Annotated in this window: 20 protein-coding genes and 1 other annotated feature; of the genes, 12 read left to right on the top strand and 8 right to left on the bottom strand. The window is 46.9% G+C overall.

The genetic code is table 11. The features are described 5' to 3' along the window. Positions 1-27: 27 nt before the first annotated feature. From ACUTVW_RS11610 to ACUTVW_RS11650, 9 genes are all read left to right on the top strand, one after another. Positions 28-555 (top strand): hypothetical protein, encoded by a 528-nt coding sequence (locus ACUTVW_RS11610; RefSeq protein ID WP_445645944.1) that lies wholly within the window; start codon positions 28-30, stop codon positions 553-555. After that, positions 548-2,050, top strand: a complete 1,503-nt coding sequence (locus tag ACUTVW_RS11615; protein ID WP_445645945.1) for an AAA family ATPase — start codon at positions 548-550, stop codon at positions 2,048-2,050. Before ACUTVW_RS11610 ends, ACUTVW_RS11615 begins: the two co-directional genes overlap by 8 nt. Before the next feature lie 133 nt (positions 2,051-2,183). Then, complete coding sequence (locus ACUTVW_RS11620) at positions 2,184-3,056, top strand: 3-hydroxyacyl-CoA dehydrogenase family protein (RefSeq protein ID WP_434750591.1); 873 nt, start codon at positions 2,184-2,186, stop codon at positions 3,054-3,056. Beyond that, a complete protein-coding gene (locus ACUTVW_RS11625) occupies positions 3,053-4,258 on the top strand; it encodes an acetate/propionate family kinase (RefSeq protein WP_445645946.1) in 1,206 nt (401 codons plus the stop codon). Before ACUTVW_RS11620 ends, ACUTVW_RS11625 begins: the two co-directional genes overlap by 4 nt. Positions 4,259-4,360: 102 nt before the next feature. Next, positions 4,361-5,656 (top strand): asparagine--tRNA ligase, encoded by a 1,296-nt coding sequence (gene asnS / locus ACUTVW_RS11630; protein WP_445645947.1) that lies wholly within the window; start codon positions 4,361-4,363, stop codon positions 5,654-5,656. Positions 5,657-5,676: 20 nt separating this feature from the next. Then, positions 5,677-6,381 (top strand): DnaD domain protein, encoded by a 705-nt coding sequence (locus ACUTVW_RS11635; RefSeq protein WP_445645948.1) that lies wholly within the window; start codon positions 5,677-5,679, stop codon positions 6,379-6,381. A gap of 183 nt (positions 6,382-6,564) precedes the next feature. After that, entirely contained in the window at positions 6,565-7,065 is a 501-nt protein-coding gene (locus ACUTVW_RS11640) for an RNA polymerase sigma factor (protein WP_434750594.1), read from the top strand. Beyond that, entirely contained in the window at positions 7,058-7,510 is a 453-nt protein-coding gene (locus tag ACUTVW_RS11645; RefSeq protein WP_445645949.1) for a hypothetical protein, read from the top strand. Before ACUTVW_RS11640 ends, ACUTVW_RS11645 begins: the two co-directional genes overlap by 8 nt. Before the next feature lie 36 nt (positions 7,511-7,546). Next, positions 7,547-8,872 carry a multi-tm2 domain protein gene (locus ACUTVW_RS11650; RefSeq protein ID WP_445645950.1) on the top strand — a complete coding sequence of 442 codons (1,326 nt, stop codon included), beginning with the start codon at positions 7,547-7,549 and terminating at the stop codon, positions 8,870-8,872. A 143-nt stretch (positions 8,873-9,015) separates the two neighbouring features. Here the strand turns inward: ACUTVW_RS11650 and ACUTVW_RS11655 are convergent, their stop codons facing one another. The 7 genes from ACUTVW_RS11655 to ACUTVW_RS11685 all read right to left on the bottom strand — a co-directional run bounded on the left by ACUTVW_RS11655 (position 9,016) and on the right by ACUTVW_RS11685 (position 16,423). After that, a complete protein-coding gene (locus tag ACUTVW_RS11655; RefSeq protein WP_445645951.1) occupies positions 9,016-9,669 on the bottom strand; it encodes a methylthioribulose 1-phosphate dehydratase in 654 nt (217 codons plus the stop codon). A 2-nt stretch (positions 9,670-9,671) separates the two neighbouring features. Then, positions 9,672-10,349: a 2-hydroxy-3-keto-5-methylthiopentenyl-1-phosphate phosphatase gene (locus ACUTVW_RS11660; protein WP_445645952.1), complete on the bottom strand. Its 678-nt coding sequence runs from the start codon at positions 10,347-10,349 to the stop codon at positions 9,672-9,674. Beyond that, positions 10,346-11,569, bottom strand: coding sequence for a 2,3-diketo-5-methylthiopentyl-1-phosphate enolase (locus ACUTVW_RS11665; RefSeq protein ID WP_445645953.1), 1,224 nt, complete (start codon positions 11,567-11,569; stop codon positions 10,346-10,348). Before ACUTVW_RS11665 ends, ACUTVW_RS11660 begins: the two co-directional genes overlap by 4 nt. Continuing rightward, positions 11,562-12,428, bottom strand: coding sequence for a pyrroline-5-carboxylate reductase (proC, locus tag ACUTVW_RS11670; RefSeq protein WP_445645954.1), 867 nt, complete (start codon positions 12,426-12,428; stop codon positions 11,562-11,564). Before proC ends, ACUTVW_RS11665 begins: the two co-directional genes overlap by 8 nt. Positions 12,429-12,465: 37 nt before the next feature. Next, a complete protein-coding gene (locus tag ACUTVW_RS11675; protein ID WP_445645955.1) occupies positions 12,466-13,713 on the bottom strand; it encodes a glutamate-5-semialdehyde dehydrogenase in 1,248 nt (415 codons plus the stop codon). 26 nt (positions 13,714-13,739) lie between these two features. Continuing rightward, complete coding sequence (gene proB / locus ACUTVW_RS11680) at positions 13,740-14,843, bottom strand: glutamate 5-kinase (protein WP_445645956.1); 1,104 nt, start codon at positions 14,841-14,843, stop codon at positions 13,740-13,742. Between the two features lie 82 nt (positions 14,844-14,925). Then, positions 14,926-15,140 (bottom strand) — a binding site (T-box leader). Positions 15,141-15,214: 74 nt separating this feature from the next. Then, positions 15,215-16,423, bottom strand: coding sequence for a pyridoxal phosphate-dependent aminotransferase (locus tag ACUTVW_RS11685; RefSeq protein ID WP_445645957.1), 1,209 nt, complete (start codon positions 16,421-16,423; stop codon positions 15,215-15,217). A gap of 243 nt (positions 16,424-16,666) precedes the next feature. Between ACUTVW_RS11685 and ACUTVW_RS11690 the strand changes: the two genes are divergently transcribed. From ACUTVW_RS11690 to ACUTVW_RS11700, 3 genes are all read left to right on the top strand, one after another. Beyond that, a complete protein-coding gene (locus ACUTVW_RS11690) occupies positions 16,667-17,707 on the top strand; it encodes an ABC transporter substrate-binding protein (RefSeq protein WP_445645958.1) in 1,041 nt (346 codons plus the stop codon). A 159-nt stretch (positions 17,708-17,866) separates the two neighbouring features. Further along, entirely contained in the window at positions 17,867-19,492 is a 1,626-nt protein-coding gene (locus tag ACUTVW_RS11695) for a helix-turn-helix domain-containing protein (protein ID WP_445645959.1), read from the top strand. 68 nt (positions 19,493-19,560) lie between these two features. After that, positions 19,561-20,400 (top strand): carbon-nitrogen family hydrolase, encoded by an 840-nt coding sequence (locus ACUTVW_RS11700; protein WP_445645960.1) that lies wholly within the window; start codon positions 19,561-19,563, stop codon positions 20,398-20,400. Positions 20,401-21,053: 653 nt separating this feature from the next. On the opposite strand, the gene ACUTVW_RS11705 is transcribed toward ACUTVW_RS11700, so the two are convergent. Beyond that, positions 21,054-21,974, bottom strand: a complete 921-nt coding sequence (locus ACUTVW_RS11705) for a LysR family transcriptional regulator (RefSeq protein WP_445645961.1) — start codon at positions 21,972-21,974, stop codon at positions 21,054-21,056. Positions 21,975-22,132: the final 158 nt, after the last annotated feature.

Genomic DNA, 22,132 nt, shown 5'->3' on the forward strand with positions numbered 1-22,132 from the left:
GGGCTCATTTTGGGAGGGGTAATTCATTTGAAGCTGAAAGTATTGCCTATTGTTCTAACTGCCGTTGTTTCTGCCGTCCTGTTGTTTGGAGGTTGGTTCATATATCGTCAAGTAGCCGTCCAGAGTCCGATTGAAAAGATGGTTACAAAGTACGAAGGAGTCAACAGTGTTCAGTTAACTATTAACCGCAATGACGTACAAATGAAACTTGATTTGAAGCCAAATGTAGATTTAGGTAGACTCGTGCAATATATTCATAAGGAAGGTCAGAACCTGATCGGCTCCCGTGCGCTCAGATTGGAAGTCATCGATCATTCCAATGAAGCGCTTGAAAACTGGTGGGGTGATGCCATGTTTACTGTAGCTCAAGCCATGGAGAACAAACAGTATGCCGAGATTACACCGACGTTGTCAAAGATGGCAACGGGAGGAATTCAAGTGAACACAGCAATGGATGACAACAATGTTTACGTAAGTCTGAGAGACGGAGATGCCAGCAAGTTCATTATACTGCCGCGTGTACCCGGTCAGATAGGAGTGTGGCCTAATGCCTAAATGGACAAAAGAAGCAGCCATAGGATTTGTTCCAGTTCTAATCATATTTCTTGCATTTATCGGTGTGAATATTGTTCCGATTCTGATCGCTGCATTGCTCGTTGGTGGTCTGTTATTCATGATGCAGATGCGCGGAGGAATCACTGTAGGGGCTGGACAAGAACGTAAACGAAAGAAAAAAGGACCCTCGAAACTAACCTTTGAAGAAATCGGAGGTCAGGATAGTGCCAAGCAAGAGTTAAGAGAAGCACTGGACTTTCTGATCCGTCATGAAGAAATAAAGAAGTTCGGGATTCGTCCGCTCAAAGGGATTTTGCTCACGGGTCCTCCGGGAACAGGCAAAACGCTCATGGCCAAAGCGGCTGCCCACTACACCGATTCGGTTTTCGTAGCTGCGTCAGGTAGCGAGTTTGTCGAAATGTATGTGGGTGTAGGTGCCAGCAGAATTCGAGACTTGTTTAAGGATGCCAGAGCACGGGCTGCGAAGGAAAATAAGGAAAATGCGATCATTTTTATCGATGAGATTGATGTGATCGGCGGTAAACGTGAAGGCGGGCAGCAGCGAGAATATGATCAGACCTTAAATCAGTTGCTGACCGAAATGGATGGCATCTATACTTCCGAAACCCCGAGAATATTGATTATCGCGGCCACTAACCGCAAAGAGATGCTGGATAGCGCGTTGACCCGTCCAGGGCGCTTTGACCGTCATATTCAGGTGGACTTGCCTGATAAAAAGGGCAGAAAACACATTCTGGAGCTGCACGCCGTCAACAAACCTTTGACACAGGAAGTGAATCTGGAAAAAACGGCGGAAGAGTCCTACGGATTCTCAGGTGCGCAGCTAGAAAGTGTCATGAACGAAGCAGCGATCTATGCTATGCGTGAGGGCTTGCTTACCATCGAACAGCGTCATTTATCTCTTGCGATCGATAAAGTGATGATGGGTGAGAAAACGGATCGTGAGTCGAGCGTGGAGGAAAAGAAAAGAGTTGCCATCCATGAATTGGGACATGCCATTATGGCAGAGCTTGTACGCCCGGGAAGTGTAAGCCAGGTTGCGCTTAGTCCGCGTGGACAGGCACTCGGCTATGTGCGTCATAACCCGCAACAGGAGCAGTTTCTATATACGAAACGATTCCTGGAGGAGCAAATCATGATTGCACTTGGCGGTGCGGCGGCTGAGGAAATGTATTATGGCGGTCGTTCCACAGGTTCGCGCAATGACTTTGAACAGGCAACTAATGTCGTACAGACGATGATGTCTTCCGGATTGACATCACTAGGGATCGTGAATATGGATATGGTGACTACCGAAGAGCTGATGCGAGAAAATAAAGTCATCCTTCAGGAACTGATGGAGCAGACGAAACGCCGGCTTGAGGAGCAACGGACAATATTCGACAATTCACTCGACATCCTGATGCGTGAGGAAGTTCTATCGGGAGAACAATTTCGTTGTCAATTTCGTGACAGTGCACGTTTACCAGCATAATTTCTTTATGCTGGTTATTTTTTTTTACATTTCAGTCGTGCTAAGATATTATTAGTTGTTGGGTCGAAATTTGTAATTTTCGGCGAACAGGGTACAATAGAGAAATAGAGAACCGAAAGGATGGAGCAGAACCATGTTTTTCAAAAAAATAGGAGTTGTCGGCGGCGGTACGATGGGGCAAGGGATTTCCCAGATGCTTGCAGCCAAAGGACTTGATGTGCTTCTGGTAGAACATACCACTAAAAAGCTGGATCATGCATATGACATGATTGAGACGAATTTGGATAAACAACTGGAGAAATGGGCCATTACCAAAGCGGAGAAGAAATTGATTCTCTCCCGAATTACCAAAGTGGGACATTTGGCTGAACTCGGCTCTTGCGATATGGTTATTGAGACGATCTCGGAAGATCTGGAAGCTAAAAAAGCAGTCTTTAATCAATTGGATCAAGTATGTCCAAGCAATGTTATTCTGGCAAGTAATACGTCCACGCTGAGTTTGACCGAGCTTGCAAGCTCGACCAAGTATCCCGAGCGTGTTATTGGTATGCACTTTATTCACCCGGTATCCCGGGTTGATCTTGTAGAGATTATTCGTGGATTGAAAACGTCGGATACTACATTTGAAGAAACTCGCCGCTTTGTTGAAGAAGTTGTAGACAAAAAAGGCGTTATGATTTACGAATCTCCGGGATTTGTAACCTCCCGTCTGATCTGTCTTCTGATCAACGAAGCGCTTCACGTCTTGCAAGAAGGTGTTGCTTCTGCTGAGGATATCGATGATGCAATGCGTATCGGTTATAACTTCCAGCACGGACCGCTGGAAATGGCTGACCGCTTCGGACTTGATTCTGTTGAAGCGGCACTGGAAAGAATGTTCCGTGAATTCGGAGAACTGAAATATCGTCCTTCGATTGTTCTGAAGAAAATGGTGCGTGCAGGTCATCTGGGCGTGAAATCGGGAGAAGGATTCTTCAAGTACGACAAGGATGGTGACCGACTGTGAATATACTCGTAATTAATGCGGGGAGTTCCTCGCTCAAATATCAATTGTATAATATGGAAGATGAATCGGTGCTTGCGAAGGGTTTGGTAGAGCGGATCGGGATGGATTCTTCCATTCTGACGCATAAACCGACTGGCCGTGAGGAAGTTACGGAAGTTAGCGAGATTTTGGAACATACAACCGCAATCCGTAAAGTCATTGATCTTCTGACAGATAAAGAACATGGTGTGGTTGCTTCTGTGAGCGAAATTCAGGCTGTGGGTCACCGTGTAGTACACGGCGGTGAAGCATTTAAAGAATCTTCGCTGGTGGACGATGCTGCAAAATCGGAGATTCGTCGTTTGTTCGACCTGGCTCCGCTTCATAACCCTGCAGCAATGATGGGTATCCGTGCGGCTGAATTGAATATGCCAGGTGTGCCTCAGGTAATGGTGTTTGATACAGCATTCCACCAAACGATGCCTGAACATGCTTATCTGTATGCTATTCCACGTGTACTCTACAAAAAATACAAAGTACGTCGTTATGGTGCACACGGAACATCGCATGATTATGTAAGTAAAACGGCAGCGGAGTATCTTGGCCGTCCGTTAGAAGACTTGAAAATCATCACTTGCCACGTAGGTAACGGTGGTAGTGTGACGGCAGTTAAAGGTGGCGTATCTGTGGATACATCGATGGGAATGACGCCACTTGAAGGGTTGATGATGGGAACACGCAGTGGTGACCTTGATCCAGCTATCGTGCCTTATGTCATGAACAAAGAAGAACTGAGTGTAAGTGAAGTGAACTCCATGCTGAACAAACACAGTGGACTTCTGGCAATCTCCGGGATCAGCAGTGATATGCGTGAGATTACAGAAGGTATGGAGAAAGGCGAGCCGAACTCGACGCTTGCTTTTGAAATGTATGAATATCGTTTGCGTAAATACATCGGTTCTTATGCTGCGGCAATGAACGGTGTAGACGTGATCGTATTTACTGCAGGTGTAGGTGAAAACTCCGTTGTTCTTCGCCAAAAAGTGTGTGAGCAACTGACATACCTTGGTGTTGAACTGGATGAAGCATTGAATGCAATCCGTTCGGGTGAACCGCGCCGTATCACAACCGAGAATTCAAAAGTGGACGTGCTTGTCGTGCCTACGAATGAAGAATTGGTTATTGCACGTGATACACACCGAATCGTGTTGAATTCTAAGTAATCTAACTGTAAAGTAAATACAGGATGACAAGGAAGTGCAGAGGGCAGGGTTACACCTGTCCGCTGCATTTTCAAATTTATGGAACCAAGGGGAGATGTGAACATGGATACGAATTGTGTAATTCGTAATGTGAACGAGCATGTGGGTGAAACGGTAACCATCGGCGCCTGGATTAATAACAAACGCTCCAGCGGTAAAATTCAGTTTTTGCAGCTACGCGATGGAACGGGATATATTCAAGGTGTTGTTGTAAAGAGTGAAGTGAGCGAAGACATTTGGAATGATGCAAAAAGCTTGACGCAAGAAAGTTCTGTCTACGTTACAGGTATTATCCGTGAAGAGCCGCGTAGCACATCTGGATTCGAGATGACCGTTACAGGGGTTCAAATCATTCATCTAACTGAAAACTATCCGATTACACCGAAAGAGCACGGTGTTGATTTCTTGATGGATCATCGCCATCTGTGGCTTCGTTCCACCAAGCAACGTGCCGTGATGGTGATTCGTGCGGAGATTATCCGCGCCGTTCAGCAGTTTTTTGATGGTAACGGATTCACGCAGGTTGACCCGCCTATTCTGACACCTTCATCTGCGGAAGGAACAACGAACTTATTCCATATCAAATATTTTGATGAGGATGCTTATCTGACGCAAAGTGGACAACTATATATGGAAGCCGCAGCGATGGCACTGGGCAAAGTGTACTCCTTCGGTCCAACATTCCGTGCAGAAAAATCTAAAACACGTCGTCACCTGATTGAGTTCTGGATGATCGAGCCGGAGATGGCATTTGTGGATCACGAGGAAAGTTTGCGCGTACAAGAGAAATTCATTGCACATGTAGTTCAATCTGTGGTGAAAAATTGCCGTGCTGAACTGGAATCTATCGGGCGTGATGTATCCAAACTGGAGGGCATTACAGCTCCATTCCCGCGTATTACGTATGACGAAGCGATTGAGTTCTTGAACGGACAAGGCTTCGACATTCCTTGGGGAGAAGATTTCGGTGCACCACATGAAACAGCGATTGCCGAAAAATATAATACACCTGTATTTATTACGCACTATCCGGCTGGAATCAAAGCATTTTATATGAAACCAGATCCAAATCGTCCAGAGGTTGTTCTATGTGCCGATATGATTGCACCGGAAGGTTATGGGGAGATTATTGGTGGGTCACAGCGTATTGATGATCCGGAACTGATGCAACAGCGCTTTGAAGAGCATAACCTTTCAGATGAAGCGTACCAGTGGTACCTGGATCTGCGTAAATATGGATCGGTTCCTCACTCCGGTTTCGGTCTGGGATTGGAGCGGACGGTAGCTTGGATCTGTGGACTTGACCATGTTCGTGAAACCATTGCATTCCCACGTATGCTCTATCGTCTGTACCCTTAATGTTGAACGGAAAAGAATATATGGAAGACATGTCCTCCAAAGCATGGTTAAGTGGAGCAGCCTATGGTATGGCGTCAGGTACAGCTCAATTGCCGTATGCCTTATTGCGTTTTTATCATCAGCTGGGTTTATCTGATTCAGAGGTATTGCTTCTGATTCAGTTGCTAGGGTTCCGTCAGGCAGAATTCAATGAATTCCCAACTCTTGAAGAGCTTGCAACTCGGATGGGACTTGCTCCCGAAGGTATTGCCAGAATGCTGCAGCGTCTGATGAGAGATGGTTATATTACCATAGATGAGCATCGGGACGAAGAGCGGGATATTCAGTATGAACGATATGACTTGCATGGATTGTATGCCAAGCTTGCCATGTGTACTGCAGAAGAAGCAGCCCAAATCCGGTCTGAACAAAAAAAAATCAACGCTTCACGTCCAGATTCGAACAGTGTTCAAAAAGAAGAGGAAGAGCGGAATATGTTCTCTATTTTTGAAAAAGAATTCGGCCGGCCTCTCTCGCCAATGGAGTGTGAGACGATATCCAGCTGGCTGGATCAAGATCGCTATCAGGAAGAGTTGATTCTGATGGCCTTGAAGGAAGCTGTGTTTGCAGGGAAAGTGCATTTCAGGTATATTGATCGAATCTTGCTGGAGTGGAGCAGGAATCGTGTTAAAAATGTGCAGGATGCCAAAGCGTATACGCAACGTTTCCGTAATGGCGGACGTTAAAAGATTAAACAGGCCAGAAGTCATTCTGTGCCTGTTTTTTTGATGTTCATCTATTTATAATAAAAGTTTGATAAAAATGCAGGGGTCAGTTGACCAGTCGTCGTCTATTGAAGTGGAGAGGAGGGGAGAGTTATTGACGAAGCGCTCGTAATCGAACAAATCCGTCAAGGGGATGCATCCCAGATGCGTGTTCTGATCGACAAATACAGTCAGCACGTCTATCATGTTGCGTATTCTGTCTTGCGTAATGATCAGGATGCACAGGATGCCGCTCAGGAGGCGTTCATACAGATCTATAAATCTCTCCCCGATTACCGATCCGAAGGCTTCAAAACATGGATAACACGAATTGCTTTTCATAAAGCCATTGATGCCAAACGCAAGCTGGGTAGAAGAAGTGCTGAAGATCTGGGTGGAGAAGACCATATCGTGAATCTGCCGGGACGGGATGAAGACGTTCTAACCCATGTCATTCGTGAAGAACGACAGGAGAAACTTCGTGAACGAATTAATCAGTTGCCCGCCCAGCACCGTGATATTATTACTGCGTATTATCTGAGCGAGAAAAACTATGAACAAATTGCCCATGAGGCTCAGGTGGCTGTTAAAACAGTAGAATCAAGGTTATATCGGGCTAGACAGTGGATTCGAAATCATTGGAAGGAGGAGGAGTGGCGTGAGTAAAAAAGAGGCGTATACCGTTCAGGAATGGATGGATTATATCGAAGGCCGAGTCCGTGGAGATCAGGCGATTCAGATGGAGCGGATTCTACTGACTGAACCAGATGCGATGGATGAATACCTTGAAGCATTGGGTATGGCGCGAGAATACCCTGCATTACCGAATTTAGATGACTTCACCGATTCCGTGATGAACCGAATTGATGCTATGGCATCGAAGGGCAAGGCGCGTAACTCTCGAGGGGGACGGAGCCGCCGATGGTTTGAGCATAGAGCATTTCACTACACCGTAGCTGCCTGTCTGACATTGATTTTTCTCTCTTCCGGATTGTTTGACAAGGTCGCCCCTTATCATAAATTCCAGGAAGGTAACACTGCAGGCTCGTTTACTGAGAAATGGACTGAGGCAGCTACCTCATGGCTTGATAACTTCAAACCCAAACCTTGATTGGCTCACATGGCCTGAATAGAAAGGATGACGACTGTGCATTCAGATCGTAATAAATTACTTGCATTTTTATTAAACCTGTTTCCCGGGCTCGGGTTCCTATATTGGCGACGAACGGTTCGGGCTGTAGTCTATCCGTTGTTATTTTTTGGTACGGGCATTGGTTTTTTCATGCTGGCTTATTTGGTCGGTGACAAAGACTTATTAGTTATTGGACTAGTAGGGGTGATCTTTGTCTGGTGTCTCAGTATGCTCGACATGATCATTGTGCTGCTCTCTGCACCTTCCGTCCGAGAGACACATTATCACGGGCAAGGGATGTATTATGGCCATCCTCCTGGCCATCCTCAAGGTTCAACCTATCCAGAGGATTATGTCAGACAGCAAGAGCCAATGGGACCGAGAAGTGAGGATGACATTCATCATCAGGGTGAAACTCAGCATGAATATGCTGGATATCCCGGTAGCACAGCCTATGCTGGGCATCCGCCTATGTACGGAAAGGGCAGTGAAGGGGAACGGTTTTTCACGATTCTGCTTTCGTTTGTTCCTGGTCTCGGACATCTGCACCTCGGATTGCTTCATCGCGGTTTGTCCTTTTTGATCGCATTTTTTGGTTCATTTGCCATGATGGTTTTTGTGTCCGCCATCACGAACGAATCTGTATTTCTGATGTTTCTGCTCATTCTACCGGTGATCTGGGTATATTGTATGTTTGATGCCGTACAGCATGTTCATCGGAAACAGGCGGGTGAAGTGTTGCAGGATCGAACGTTATTTGAAGAGCTGGAGACAGGTCGAATTATGGGCAAACGCAGCAAAGTGCTGGCTACCCTACTCTCCGCTTTTCCGGGGGCAGGACATATGTATCTCGGATTACAAAAAAGAGGTCTACAGCTGATGTTTCTGTTCCTAGGCAGCATCTACATTCTGGATTTGCTCCGCCTGTCCGTATTTCTGTTTATGATTCCGTTGATCTGGTTCTACAGCTTCTTCGACGGACTTCAGTGCTCCAGTCGGTATGGACGTGAACCGCTTAGTGATCAGCCGATCTTTAAAGACTGGGTGCGGTATCAACGTTTCATTGGATTCGGGATCGCGGCTCTTGGTTTGTATTATTTAACAATTCGCCTGATTATCCCGCAACTAAACGAGATGTTCCCGAATGTGTTCCTGACATATGAGATTCGTTCGTATTTAAATACGGTTATTGTTTCATTTTTACTCATCTTCGGTGGGTTGAAATTGTTACTTGGAAAGCAGCGTGAGTCTACTGCTGTAGCAGGGGGTTCTAGTACGGATCGCACGAAGGATGAGGAATTGGAAAGTCTCTTTTTGTTCAAGGATCGGGATAAACGATGATCACTTTACAAGAAACTGTATTAAAACAAAACACACCAAGGCTGCCCAAAGCCGTTGGTGTGTTTTTTATGTCTAATTATTGTATTAGTATGAACGAATGTATAAGCTTATAGATCTATGTTGATCTGTCAGGCAAAGAATATTTATTTTTGTGCGCCTTTCAGCAAGAGCTGTCGGTACATCACTTCGAACAAAAATTCAAAGGCTTCCAGATGGCGTTTCGCTTCAAAAGCATCCTTACCCCACGCATAGATCCCGTGATTACGGAGCAGAATTCCTGGAACGTTGGCATCCAGTACGCCTGGAACCAGTTCAGCGATGGAAGGAATATGTGCGAAGTTGGGCAGGACGGGCACACGAATGGAGGCATTTTCTTCCCATATGTTAAAGGCTTTGATCAATTCAATGCCCTGAATCGGCACATGACCTTCCTCACCGAAAAATTCGCTGATCAAATTGTTATATACCGTATGCACATGGAACACTGCGCCGCAGCCAGTCAAACGATAGATTTCGCAGTGAATCAGTGTTTCGGCACTTGGCTTCAACGAAGTAGCTTCGATTGCTTTGCCTTCTTTATCAACAAAAAGAAAATCTTCCGGCGTACGCAGAGACTTGTCTTTGCCTGAGGCCGTTACCGCAAAATAAAATTGTTCCGGGTCAAATTCACCGACCCGCATCGACAGGTTACCGCTTGTACCCGGAAACCAGTTCCGGCTTGCAAACAATGCTTTGACATCAGCCAATTCTTCGAGAACCTGGCGTTTATGTTCAAGTGTAATCTTCTCAAAACCCATTTCTACAGCACTCCTTGTAATTGCTTCTGCTTCATATCTTCGATGATGTCGTAAAAGGTTGTAAAAGGCACATGATCTACACCAAGTTCCACACATTTATCCGTCAGGATGGAGCGGGAGTAGACGAGATCCGCAATTTTGGCTCCTTCAAAGTCCGTTAGGCTGTCTCCGATTAGAATTCGGTTGTACTGGTCCTCCGGGAACGTGCGGATCACGGTCGTTTTACACATCCCGCAGCCGTTGTTGCAAGGAGGCTGACATGGATGAGGCCATTTAATACGAATATATTCACCAGAGAAATCAGCACCGTTGCAGTATACATGATCCTGCGGGATGTCGAAGGGGGCGAGTAACGGCTCGATGAAAAAGTCCATTCCACCGCTGGTCACATTAAATTCGATGCCTTCGCTGCGAACATAATCCAGAAACGCTTGGAATCCTTCTCGGATGCCTGCTTGTCCAAGGACAAATTCGACAATTTCGTCTTTTTGCGAGGAGGGTAGGAGAGTAAACATGGCTCCAACTCCTTCGCGCAGAGATATTTTTTGTTCAATGGTATCTTTCATAATGGCATCAATGCCTGCTGGTTTGAAATGTTTCATAATGGAAACAATGTTGTCTGATAGCGTAATCGTTCCGTCAAAATCACAGAAAATCGCTGTTTTCTTATCACTTCTCATCGTTCACCACCCCACAGATCCAGTGCGCTCTTCAGCTCCGGGTGGTCGGCAGCATACTGGGCGAGTGGAATAGAGCGTCCAGCGGCTTCGATTGCTTGCAGGAACGCTCGTCCGCCTGCTTCAGTTCCCATCGGATGTCCGTGTATTCCGCCCCCGGCATTGACGATTACATCCTTACCGAAGTCTCTCAGAATCATCGGAACAAGTCCTGGATGAATACCCGCTGATGGTACTGGCATACTTGTTCTCACCGGCAGATCCGGCGTCAACAATTGCTCGGTGATCGCCATATTTTCTTCCTTTGGCATCGTGACGGAGCCATACGGTGAAGGGAAGAGCACAAGGTCAGCACCGGCCAGACGCATTAACTGTCCTAATACGACGGATGCAGAAATACCGTAATGCGGCGATGGATACAAGGCACCGGCAAGAGCAGGGTGAGCCATGATGGGTACGTTGATATCCGGATCACTGCTTAGTTCGTGCAGTACATCATAGCCGTAGGATAGTACATTGAAGAGCAGAGCATTGGCTCCTGCGCCGATGGCGCGTTCAGCCTGCTGCTTCAAACGAGAGGTAGGTCCCGTCAAATTGGTGGCGTACAGAAGGTTTTTGCCTGTCTCTTGGCGAGCCTGTTCGGCAGCCTTCATACAGACCTCTACTCTTTTTTCAATGGGTGTCAGCTTGTTCTCAAACAGGATCTCGTCATCCTTGATCAGATCAACACCGCCAAGAGCTTGACGGATAAATTGTTCCCGCAATTCTTCAGCATTGAGACCGATAACGGATTTGAAGATACTCATCAGTAAAGGGCGATCATGTACACCAAGCAGATCCCGCACACCGTTTAGTCCAAACTTTGGTCCCGGGAAAGCACGCAGGAAACCATCTGAAAATCCGAGATGGTTCAGTTTAATGCGCCCATCCATCGAAATTTTACCAAAGACGGTAACAAGCAGGGCAGGGATATCTTGGCTAAAATTAATATCTGGATATCCAATCGTGATATCTGCATAACGCTCTCCTGGTACCGAGCCTTCTGACTCATGAACCTCGACCTTGATGACTTCACCCAGATGCTTTTGCATGGCTTCACGTTGAGCCTGAGGTAGTTCAGTCCAACTGCCAACGGTCATTCCGATGGCAATAGATTGGGCTTTTTTGTGAAAATCGGCATGATCATCATGCAGACGATATGTGGCAGTACACATGTTATTCATGTTTTAAATCTCCTTCCAACGCAGCGCCCATCTCGCGTGATCGCTCTGCACAGCGATTTACGGCTGCAATGACATTTTCAAAGAAATCTCCTTCATCCAGCGTTTTCAGGGCTGCCTGAGTGGCTCCCCCCGGTGAAGTAACGTCACTACGCAGTTTCATCGGTTCCAAACCGGTCAGCTGCACCATCCGTGCTGCACCAAGCACGGTCTGAACCGTTAGATCCCGAGACTGTTGACTGGACAGGCCGCCGCGGATTCCGGCTGCAATCATAGCCTCCATTAGATAGTACACATAAGCGGGTCCACTGCCAGAAATCCCGGTAAGTACTTCAAGTTTGTCTTCAGGTACGATGGTAACGATACCCACGGCTTCAAACAGGCTCATGACTGTGCTACGTTGTTCATCCGTAATCTCCGCAGAGAAAGCAATTCCGGTTGCACCAAGTCCAATCGTACTGGAGGTGTTAGGCATGGTTCTGGCTATGGGTTGTTTGCGGCCGAGCAGAGTCTGCATCGTACGGATTGACAGGCCAGCAATGACGGATACGATCAGTTGATCCGGGGACAACAGGGGGCCTAGTTCACGCAGCGCTGCAGCGGCATCTTTGGGTTTCATACACAGTACAATCACGGGGGAGGCTGCAAGAAGATCCAGCGATTGCGAGGCCGTTCCGGTATGCACGGCATAACGGGTGCCCAGTTCCTCCTGACGTTTCAGGTTGCTGCGATTCAGCATGGTAATATCCTGAGGACGAACGACAAGACGGGATATGAGTCCACGCACGATGGCTTCAGCCATCGCGCCTGCTCCGTGGAAAGTAATCTTCTGCTGTAATAGTGTCTGTTGCTCTTGGCTCATGTATATCGTTCCTCCTATATAACTGGTTGCTCAAAGCTTATTGGCGAATCTGCCCATTGCCGGTAACCCGGTATTTACTTGATGTCAGAGCAGGCAGACCCATCGGGCCGCGTGCATGTAGCTTCTGTGTGCTGATTCCAATCTCGGCACCGTATCCAAATTCGAACCCATCCGTGAAACGAGTAGAAGCATTATGATAGACAGCCGCTGCATCGACTTCATGCATGAAGCGTTCCGCATGGGCCGCATCGCGAGTTACGATACATTCCGAGTGTTTCGTTCCATAGTGTGCAATATGCTGCAATGCTTCATCCAGATTTTCTACAACACGAATGTTCAAAATATAATCGTTATACTCTGTTGCGTAATCTTCCTCTGTGGCTTCAAGTGCTGTCGGAACAAGGCGACGAACGGTTTCACAGCCTTTAAGCAGAACATTCGCTTCGCGGAAACGTTCAGCCAGAGATGGCAGATGTTTTTCGGCGTAATTGGCATGCAGTAGCAAAGTTTCCATAGAGTTACATACGGATGGGCGTTGTGCCTTGGCGTTGATTGCAATATCGGTTGCCATGACTTCATCCGCTGATTCATCTACATAGGTATGACAGATGCCAGCGCCAGTTTCAATGACAGGTACAGTTGCATTTGCAACGACAGTGCGAATGAGAGAGGCGCCTCCGCGTGGAATAATGACATCCAGCAGGCCGTTTAACTTGAGCATTTCGTCAACGGAAGCACGGTCTGCGTCTTCTACCAGTTGCAGTGCATCGGCAGGCATGGCCGTTGTTGCCAATGCTTGATGCAGCACTTCAACGATTTTTCGATTGGAGGAGAGGGCAGAAGAGCCGCCGCGCAGGAGCACTGCGTTTCCTGTTTTGAGACATAGACCCGCTGCGTCAACGGTTACGTTGGGGCGAGCTTCATAGATAATGCCAATCAGGCCGATTGGAACTCTTGATTTTTCGATGTGCAGGCCATTCGGACGTGTAAAATTTTCCAGCACTTCGCCAACTGGATCGGGTAGCTCCGCAATCTGACGCAACCCTTCGGCTATGCCTGTGATCCGCTCCTTGTTCAGTGCCAGCCGGTCCAGCATGGATTCGGGAGTGCCTTGTTCCCTTCCGCGATCCAGATCTTCCGTATTGGCGGAAATGATGACATCGGACGATGCAATCAATGCGTCAGCCATGACGCGCAGTGCAGTATTTTTCTGTTCCGTAGTTAGTCGGTTCAGTTCGGTAACGACAGATTTGGCCTTGCTTGCTTTTTCTCGAACTTCACTCATATTCAATTCCTCCTCTAATTCAGCTATTATTTTAACGTAATCCATTCATCGCGATGAATGACTTCAAGTCTATGGATGCTATTTAGCTGTTTCATGACCTCACCGCTCGGTAGTCCGGCAATTTGACGGAGCTGGTCATCATCGTAATTGACGATCCCACGTCCTAACAGTGATTCATCCGGGCCGAGCACTTCGACCACATCGCCGGCATGGAATGTTCCCAGAACACGTTTCACGCCTACAGGAAGCAGACTGTGCCCGCCGTGAACGAGTGCCTCTTCAGCACCATGATCGACAACGACGGTTCCGAGCGGAGTGGACATGAAGCCAAGCCATTGTTTTTTGCGAGAGAGCGAAGCCAGCTTGGTTTCAAAATAAGTTCCTTTGCCCGTTCCGTCAACGGCTAGTTGCATATCTCCAGGCTCTTTCACACTGCCTACGAAAACAGGAACCCCACCGCGTGTAGCAACCTTGGCTGCATCCACCTTGGAGCGCATACCGCCTGTACCGACAGCTGATCCTGAACCACCAGCATATGCGTATATCTCGGCTGTGATTTCAGGGATACGATCATAGCGTTTGGCCGCCGGATCTTTACGGGGATCTGCGGTGTATAGTCCATTGGTGTCTGTAACAATGATGAGGTGCTGTGCCTTAACCAGATTGGCAACCAGCGCAGATAACAGATCGTTATCGCCAAATTTCAATTCGTCCACAGATACCGTATCATTTTCGTTGAAAATCGGAATGACACGCTGTTTCAACAGTTCCTCAACGGTCATACCGGCATTACCCATTCGTTTGCGGCTATGAAAGTCGGTACGTGTTAGTAAAATTTGCGCTGTAGTAACGCGGTGCGCCGCAAAAGCCTGTTGATATGCCTGCATCAGCAAAGCCTGCCCAACGGCAGCTGCCGCTTGTTTCTCATGTAATTGTTTAGGGCGCTGAGGGTACCCGATCTCCCGGAATCCGGCAGCAACGGCACCGGAGGTAACGAGCAAAACTTCGTGGCCCTGCGCTGCGAGAGAGGCAATTTCATTAGCAAAAAAGGTTATCGCCTGCCGATCCAGACCACCTTCCTCGGTAGTTAATGAGCTGCTTCCGATTTTAACGACAATACGTGAAGTCATGAGTTCACTTCCTTAAACATAATTAATCAGTGATTGCAAAGCAGCCTGTTATAGGTACAAAAAAAACTCTCATCCTTTGGTTAAAAAGGACGAAAGTTCGTTACTTCCGCGGTACCACCTTTATTGATGATCAGATCATCCGGCTTCATGCCCTGTAACAGAAGGCACTGTCCTGTACGTAACAGGCCGCTCAGGGGTAGGTTTCGGAGAGAAGCCGCGGTAAATCCTTACAGCCAAATGGAATTTACTCTCTGTACGCAGCTGGTTCTCTCTTACTGGTCCCGTCATCACGTTTCGTTCACTATTTCTTATAACATACCATGGAAAGTTGGCATATGCAAAGAGATTGTAGCCATGTCTTAAGTTGAAACTTACTTGAAGAGATGAAGCTTGCCAATTCGCTCTGCGGCTTCACGCAGTCGTTGTTCGTCACTTAGAAGACCTATACGTACATAACCTTCCCCATGGGAGCCAAATCCGATACCTGGTGCGACAGCAACCTTCGCTTCACGCAGCAGAATATCAGTCAGGGTTGCGGAAGTATAACCGGCAGGCACAGGTAGCCATCCAAAAAATGAACCTTCCGGTTTGGTTGCGTGCCAACCGATGGCGGAAAGTGCCTCATAAAACGCATCACGACGGGATTCATATCGTGCCACCAGCGAAGTGACACAGTCCTGGGGGCCGGTTAAAGCTTCTGCCGCGGCAGCCTGGATACCGCCAAACAGGCTGACATAAATATGATCTTGCAGCAGATTGATTTTGGAGATGATCTCTGCATTGCCCAGCGCGAATCCGACGCGCCATCCAGCCATGTTATATGTTTTGGATAGCGTATAGAACTCAATGCCTACTTCTTTGGCTCCGGGAGCTTGCAAAAAGCTGACAGGACGATGCCCGTCATATCCGATTGCACCATATGCAAAATCACTCGCGACGACAATTTGATTTTGAATTGCAAATTCAACAGTGTCCTCGTAGAAGGACAACGGAGCTGTTGCCGAGGTTGGATTGTTAGGATAATTGAGGAACATGAGCTTGGCCTGTTGCCGATCTTCGGCGGTGATCGCTTCATAATCGGGTAGAAATGCGTTTGGTGCCAGTAAAGGCATGAAGCTCATGCGCGCCTGCGCGAGAGCCACGCCAGACCAATAGTCAGGATATCCAGGATCGGGTACAAGACATACGTCTCCCGGATTCAATAATACCTGTGGTAACTGCACAAGCCCGGTTTTGCCGCCAAAAAGAATAGCGACCTCTGTCTCAGGATCCAGATCGACATTGTAATCTTCTTTGTAACGCTTGGCAACGGCTTCCTTCAGGAAGGCATGCCCGCGGAAAGGAGAGTATTTATGATATAGCGGATTCTCTGCCGACTGTTGTAAAGATTGAATAATATGCGGCGGTGTAGGGGTGTCAGGATTACCCTGCCCCAGATTGATTACATCATGACCGCTTGCAATCTCACGGTTAACATTCTGAACCAGGGTCGCAAAAAATTGCGTTGGCAGCTGTGACATGACATTTGCAGACGGGATTGGAAATGCGGAAGAAGAAGGTCTATTTTCAAAATTAGTCATCGTATCATCACTCCGGATGTTCATTTATGGCAAAACGTTCTCATTAATTTATCACGTCAATCCCGAGCTGTATAGAGGGAGATAGAAGTAAGACAGAACATTTTGTACAAAAGAGAATTTGAAAATTCAAGTTTGTCCATTGAGATTGGAAAAACCATGGTTTAAGATATTTTACGATAATGATTATCAATATCATTGATGTTTGAAGCTCAAATAGTACATCCAACAGGGGGAGAAATAAAGATGCAAATCAAGTTCCGAAACAAATTCCAAACCAGGTTCCGAAATACGGCAGTTTTATTGACGTTCACTGCGTTTTCCGTTCTTTTACTCGCATGCGGGAACCAAACCCCGATACCAGCGGAAGCACCGGAAAAACAGGCCGTTTCTTCGGCTAGTCAGAATGGCGATAACACAGACACAGCTCAACAGGTTACGGCGGATGAAGAGAAAGCAGAGCAAACAAGACAGTTCAAGGATTGGACAGGTCATAATGTGACCGTGCCTGTCAACCCTGAACGTGTAATATATCACGGGGAAGTTATTGGGGATCTGGTCGCGCTTGGCGTTATCCCGGTTGGCATACTGCGGCAGGAAGGTACGGTATTTGACGATCAGGTAGCTAGTGCAGAAGACGTGGGATTCCCGCTAAGTGTTGAGAAAGCGGTCGGGTTGAACCCGGATCTGATCATTTTCTCCAATAGTGATGAAGCGCAGTACGATCAGATTTCAAAGATTGCACCTACGGTAACCTTTGATTCATTTGCAACGATAGAGGAGCGGTTGCGAACTCTGGGCGATTTGTTAAACAGAAAACAGGAGGCAGAGGACTGGATCACAGCACATCAAACAGCAACAGAGGAAATGTGGAAACAGCTTCGTAAGAATGGCTTGAAAGAAGAAGAGACCGCATCGGTATTTACGATGTATCCGGGAAATCGTCTTTTTGTGATGGCTGGAGCGGGGTTACCTCAGTTGTTATATGGTAGGGACGGGATGAAGCCGACACCGGAAATCCAGAAGATATTGGACGAGGGGATAGGGTTCGCCGAGATTTCACAGGAAAAAATGACAGAAATTGCAGGGGATCGGATATTTATTCTCGAGCCTGTAACGGATGACGCCAAGCAGTCCACCAAGGAGTTGATGAACAGCGCAGTATGGAAAAACCTGCCCGCAGTTAAAGCTGGCAAGGTGTATCACTTTGGGATCGTCAAAGCTTCAGGGGATGCGCTGTCCAGGGAATGGCTGGTGAAAGAGCTGCCCAAGCAGATGATTCAATAATGAATCTCAGAATGATAACCTGAATTTGGATTTTCAGAAAAGTGAAATATAAACGGAGCGTTCAACAAAAGTTGAGCGCTTTTTTAACCTCGACTATAATGAGTTCATGGAAGTTTTGAATGATAAGGATTCTCATTTATGGCAGGAGTAAAAATCAATATGAAAACGTTGGATGTAAATGAAAACAACTTATTTTTTTCGGCATTCATGTTTCGTCTGGATCGTCTGGAGCAACGAATAGAACCTACGGACCAAATCTTGCTGGAGGTACACTGCGATAAACATACCTTTTTAATCTGTGAAGATGGGGAAGGACATTTGTACATCGGACAGGAGCATTGGCCGTTTACTGCAGGGTGTATTTTTCCGATTTCCCCGGACGAAGTATACCAGCTTGAACACAGAAACTCCAAGAATTTGACTTATACGGTTATGACATATGATGTGTTTCATGTATTATCTGGTAATTTGGAACGGTGTACAAAGGCTTTGTTCCAGCAACGTGTTCAATTAAATGATTCCGGTATTGAGTCTGTGAGCAGAGAACTGCAACCATTGTATGCTGCGCGAAACTATAAAAATGATGCGGAATACAGCCATCTGACCGTGCTGTTTCAGCGCTGGATGCAACTGCTGATAACCCGTTATACATCAATAGGGATCGAACATAATCTGGAATCGGGATTAGCAGGCACCCTTCAGTACATCGATGAGTATTACACGGATGAAATCACGGTACATAAACTTGCAAATATGGCTGGTGTTCGTCCTAAACTATATACAACCATGTTCAAGCAGCGTACCGGACATAAACCGCTCGATTATATCAATCGCGTTCGTATTCAGCATGCCAAAGACTGGTTACGCAAGACCGATGAGCCTTTACGTGATATTGCGGGTCGTGTCGGATTTAAAGATGAATATTATTTTAGCAGACGTTTTCGGCAAATCACCGGACTGTCTCCTCGCCAGTATGACAGATCAATTCAACAGCAGACGCTGGTAAAGGATTGGTCAGGACATGAAGTACGCATTCCCGCAAATCCGGAGCGAGTGATCTATTATGGAGATACTGCGGGAGATTTGCGAGTATTAGGTATTCGTTTAATTGAGAACGAAGGGCATGACGCTCTGACTCCGATTGATGTTGAAAAGACTGCGCGTTTGAATCCGGATCTGATCATTATGGATGGTGAAGATGAGCTTCAGTATGAGCAATTATCGCGCATTGCGCCTACGCTGGCTTACAATTCGCATGCGCCTCTTCATGAACGTCTGACGAGAGCGGGGAACTGGTTTGGCAGGCAGAAACAAGCCAAGCGATGGCTGAGTTCATATGAAGAACGTACATTGCAGATGTGGGAGACGATTGGCAAAATGATTCATCTGGGTGAAACAGCCTCAGTGCTCACATACCATCGGGGATCTCGTTTGTTTGTGATGGGGAATATCGGGCTTGCACCATTGTTATATCATCCGTTTGGTTTCAGGCCGGTTCACAAAGTGCAGGAAGCTCTCGCAGCAGGCAGAGCATATAAAGAGATATCGGCTGACGCAGTTCAAGAATATGCTGGAGACCATCTGTTCCTCATGCTGCCTCAGGAGCCGGTTGCACGAAGGGCCACAGAGAAGTTGATGCAAAGTCCAGAGTGGAGAACTCTTACGGCTGTAGAACAGGGACGTGTGTATCCTTTGGAGGAGCTGGTCTGGAATTCAGGTGATGCGCAGACGTGTGACCAGCTGTTGGAGAGGTTGCCTGAACTGTTATGTAGTCATTTGAGGTAATACAGTTGCGGTTCTTCCAAGGATCAAGCTATGATATCAAGTATTACGGTTCGGAGGAGTGTGGGGTCATGACTGAACAACAAGGGGAAATGCGGGTTGTTTTGATTCAAGGGGATATTAAGCTGGGGGATCCAGAAGCTAACCATCAACATATGCAAAGGCTGCTGGAACGTGCAGTGGAGCAATATCCGGATGCAAAGTTGGCTGTGCTTCCTGAAATGTGGAATACCGGATATGCTTTGCCGCAAATTCATGAGCTTGCTGACCCGGAAGGGCAAACCTCAAGAGAATGGCTGTCTGCTTTTGCGAAAAAACATCACATCTCGATCGTTGGCGGCTCCATTGCCGAAAAGCGTGACGGGCAGATCTACAATACAATGTATGTCTATAATGAAGAAGGAACAGAAGTATCACGTTACGATAAACTTCACTTGTTCCGGCTGATGGATGAAGAGAAATATCTAGAGCCTGGGGCACTGCCTGAAATGTTTGAACTTGGTAACGGTCTGACCGCGGGGGCGTCGATCTGTTATGATATTCGATTTCCTGAATTAGCCAGAACCCTTGCTCTGAATGGTGCACGTGCACTAATTGTACCTGCCGAATGGCCGAATCCCCGTCTGCATCACTGGCGCACCTTGTTAACCGCCAGAGCTATTGAAAACCAGATGTATGTTATTGCCTGTAACCGCGTCGGCAAAGGGGGAGACACTGAATTTTTTGGTCACTCTTTGATTATCGACCCATGGGGCGAGATTGTAGCCGAAGGCGGCGAAGGAGAGGAAATTGTATCTGGAGTCATCCGCCCTTCCCTGGTGGATGAAGTCCGAGGACGTATCCCGGTGTTTGAGGATCGCAGACCAAGCATTTATTTTAGCGGCAAGTCATTTTCTCTAAAAAAATGTTAAATGCCGTTTATCGTTCCAGGAGGCGGGTAATAATAACTATCCCGTCACCAAGGAGGATGATCAATCAATGGACAACCATGCGAAAGATACGCTCAGGAGACTGGAACAAGGCAACAGAAGGGTAGATCACTTAAGAGCATTCTTAGAGAATGGGACAGGAGGCTTATCACCCCCGGAACCCTCGCAGGATGATAGCAGCCGTACCAAGGATCAACAGAACAGGCTGATAAGTGATCGAAATTTGCAAAGGTAAGGTTTACCGAATTTGGGGATCAAGCTGGCGCAAATGAGTTGAAGGTTACGAACCAGATGATATAAAACAGGATAAATAAAGGTAATAAGTATATATGTAATGAGCAATCCCAACATTTTAGTCAGCATGAGAGTAAAATGAAGGTGAATTGGATGAATAGTGAGTGTTCCTTGCTATCATTCAAAACAAGAACAAGCAACGTTGTACTGTAACTAAATATGCTGTATTGCTTTGCAGGTCAGCCGTTTTGGCTGGCCTGTAAATATGGAAAGCTGTCCCGTAGTCGTGATACGACTTGGACAGCTTTTTTGGTGATAATGGATGATCTGTTCCATAGACTAGAGGTGATTTCGGTTGTGTTGACGTTCTGACCGTATGATTAAGGGGTATAAATGATGAATTAATCTGCTTTCGACAGTTCCGCGACCGTTTGTTGAAAAGTCTCTATAAAAGCTTCAGCTGCTTTGGACAGCACTCGACCTTGGCGGTAAGCTACAACAAGAGTGCGGCTTGGGGTTGGCTCAGCAAGCGGAACATACACAGGCACGAATTCACTGCGCGGCGCACGGGCGATAAAACGAGGAACCAGGGTGATGCCCATACCCGTTGCCACAAGCGATTGTACCGTTTCGATGTTGGTGCTCTCAAACACGACCTGCGGGTCAAAACCGGCTTGTTCACAGAGGTCAAAGGTCAGCTTGCGGAAGCCCTGTCCTTTTTTGAGTACAACAAAGGGTTCGTTCCGAAGTTCATCGATTCGCACAGGTTGCAGATGGCCAGGGGTTCCCCGATGAGCCAGGGGGTGATTTGGCGGTACGGCAAGATCAATGCGTTCCTCGCCAATCGTAACGTAAGACAAACTAGGCTCTTGCAAAGGCAGAGAGAGCAGACTGAGATCAGCTTTCCCGCTAGCTGTTAATTTTTCAAGCGTAATCCCGGAGTCTTCTAGCAAAGTTACTTCTATATCGGGGTATGCTTCTTGAAAGGCCGGAAGTACATGAGGCAGCAGATGGGAACCGGTAATTGGCATGCTGCCCACGACGACCTTACCTTTACGAAGTTGTGAGATATCTGACATTTCCTGACGCAGCAGTTCCACGGCATCCACAATCTTCTGGGCCTGCTCTACAAAAGTAACTCCCGCGTGGGTCAGTTCAACTGTGCTGGTATTGCGTTGAAACAGTAACACACCTAATTCCTTTTCAAGTTTCGACAGCTGTTGGCTCAGAGAAGGTTGAGCGATGTGCAATTTCTCCGCGGCTCTTGAGAAGTTTCGTTCGGCTGCAATCTGCAGTGTATATTGAAGTTGTCTGAATTCCATAGTTCCATGTCATTCCTTTCATTGATGCCGTTATTATAACACTAAAACAGAAAGATTCGTTATTCACCGCAGGGAAGGAGGGTTATGAATAAACTTCAACAAGTAAAATTAAAGCATTGACAGAGGCAATACATGCAAGTAGTATTAGTTGTATCTGA

The organism is Paenibacillus sp. TSA_86.1 (assembly GCF_052691815.1).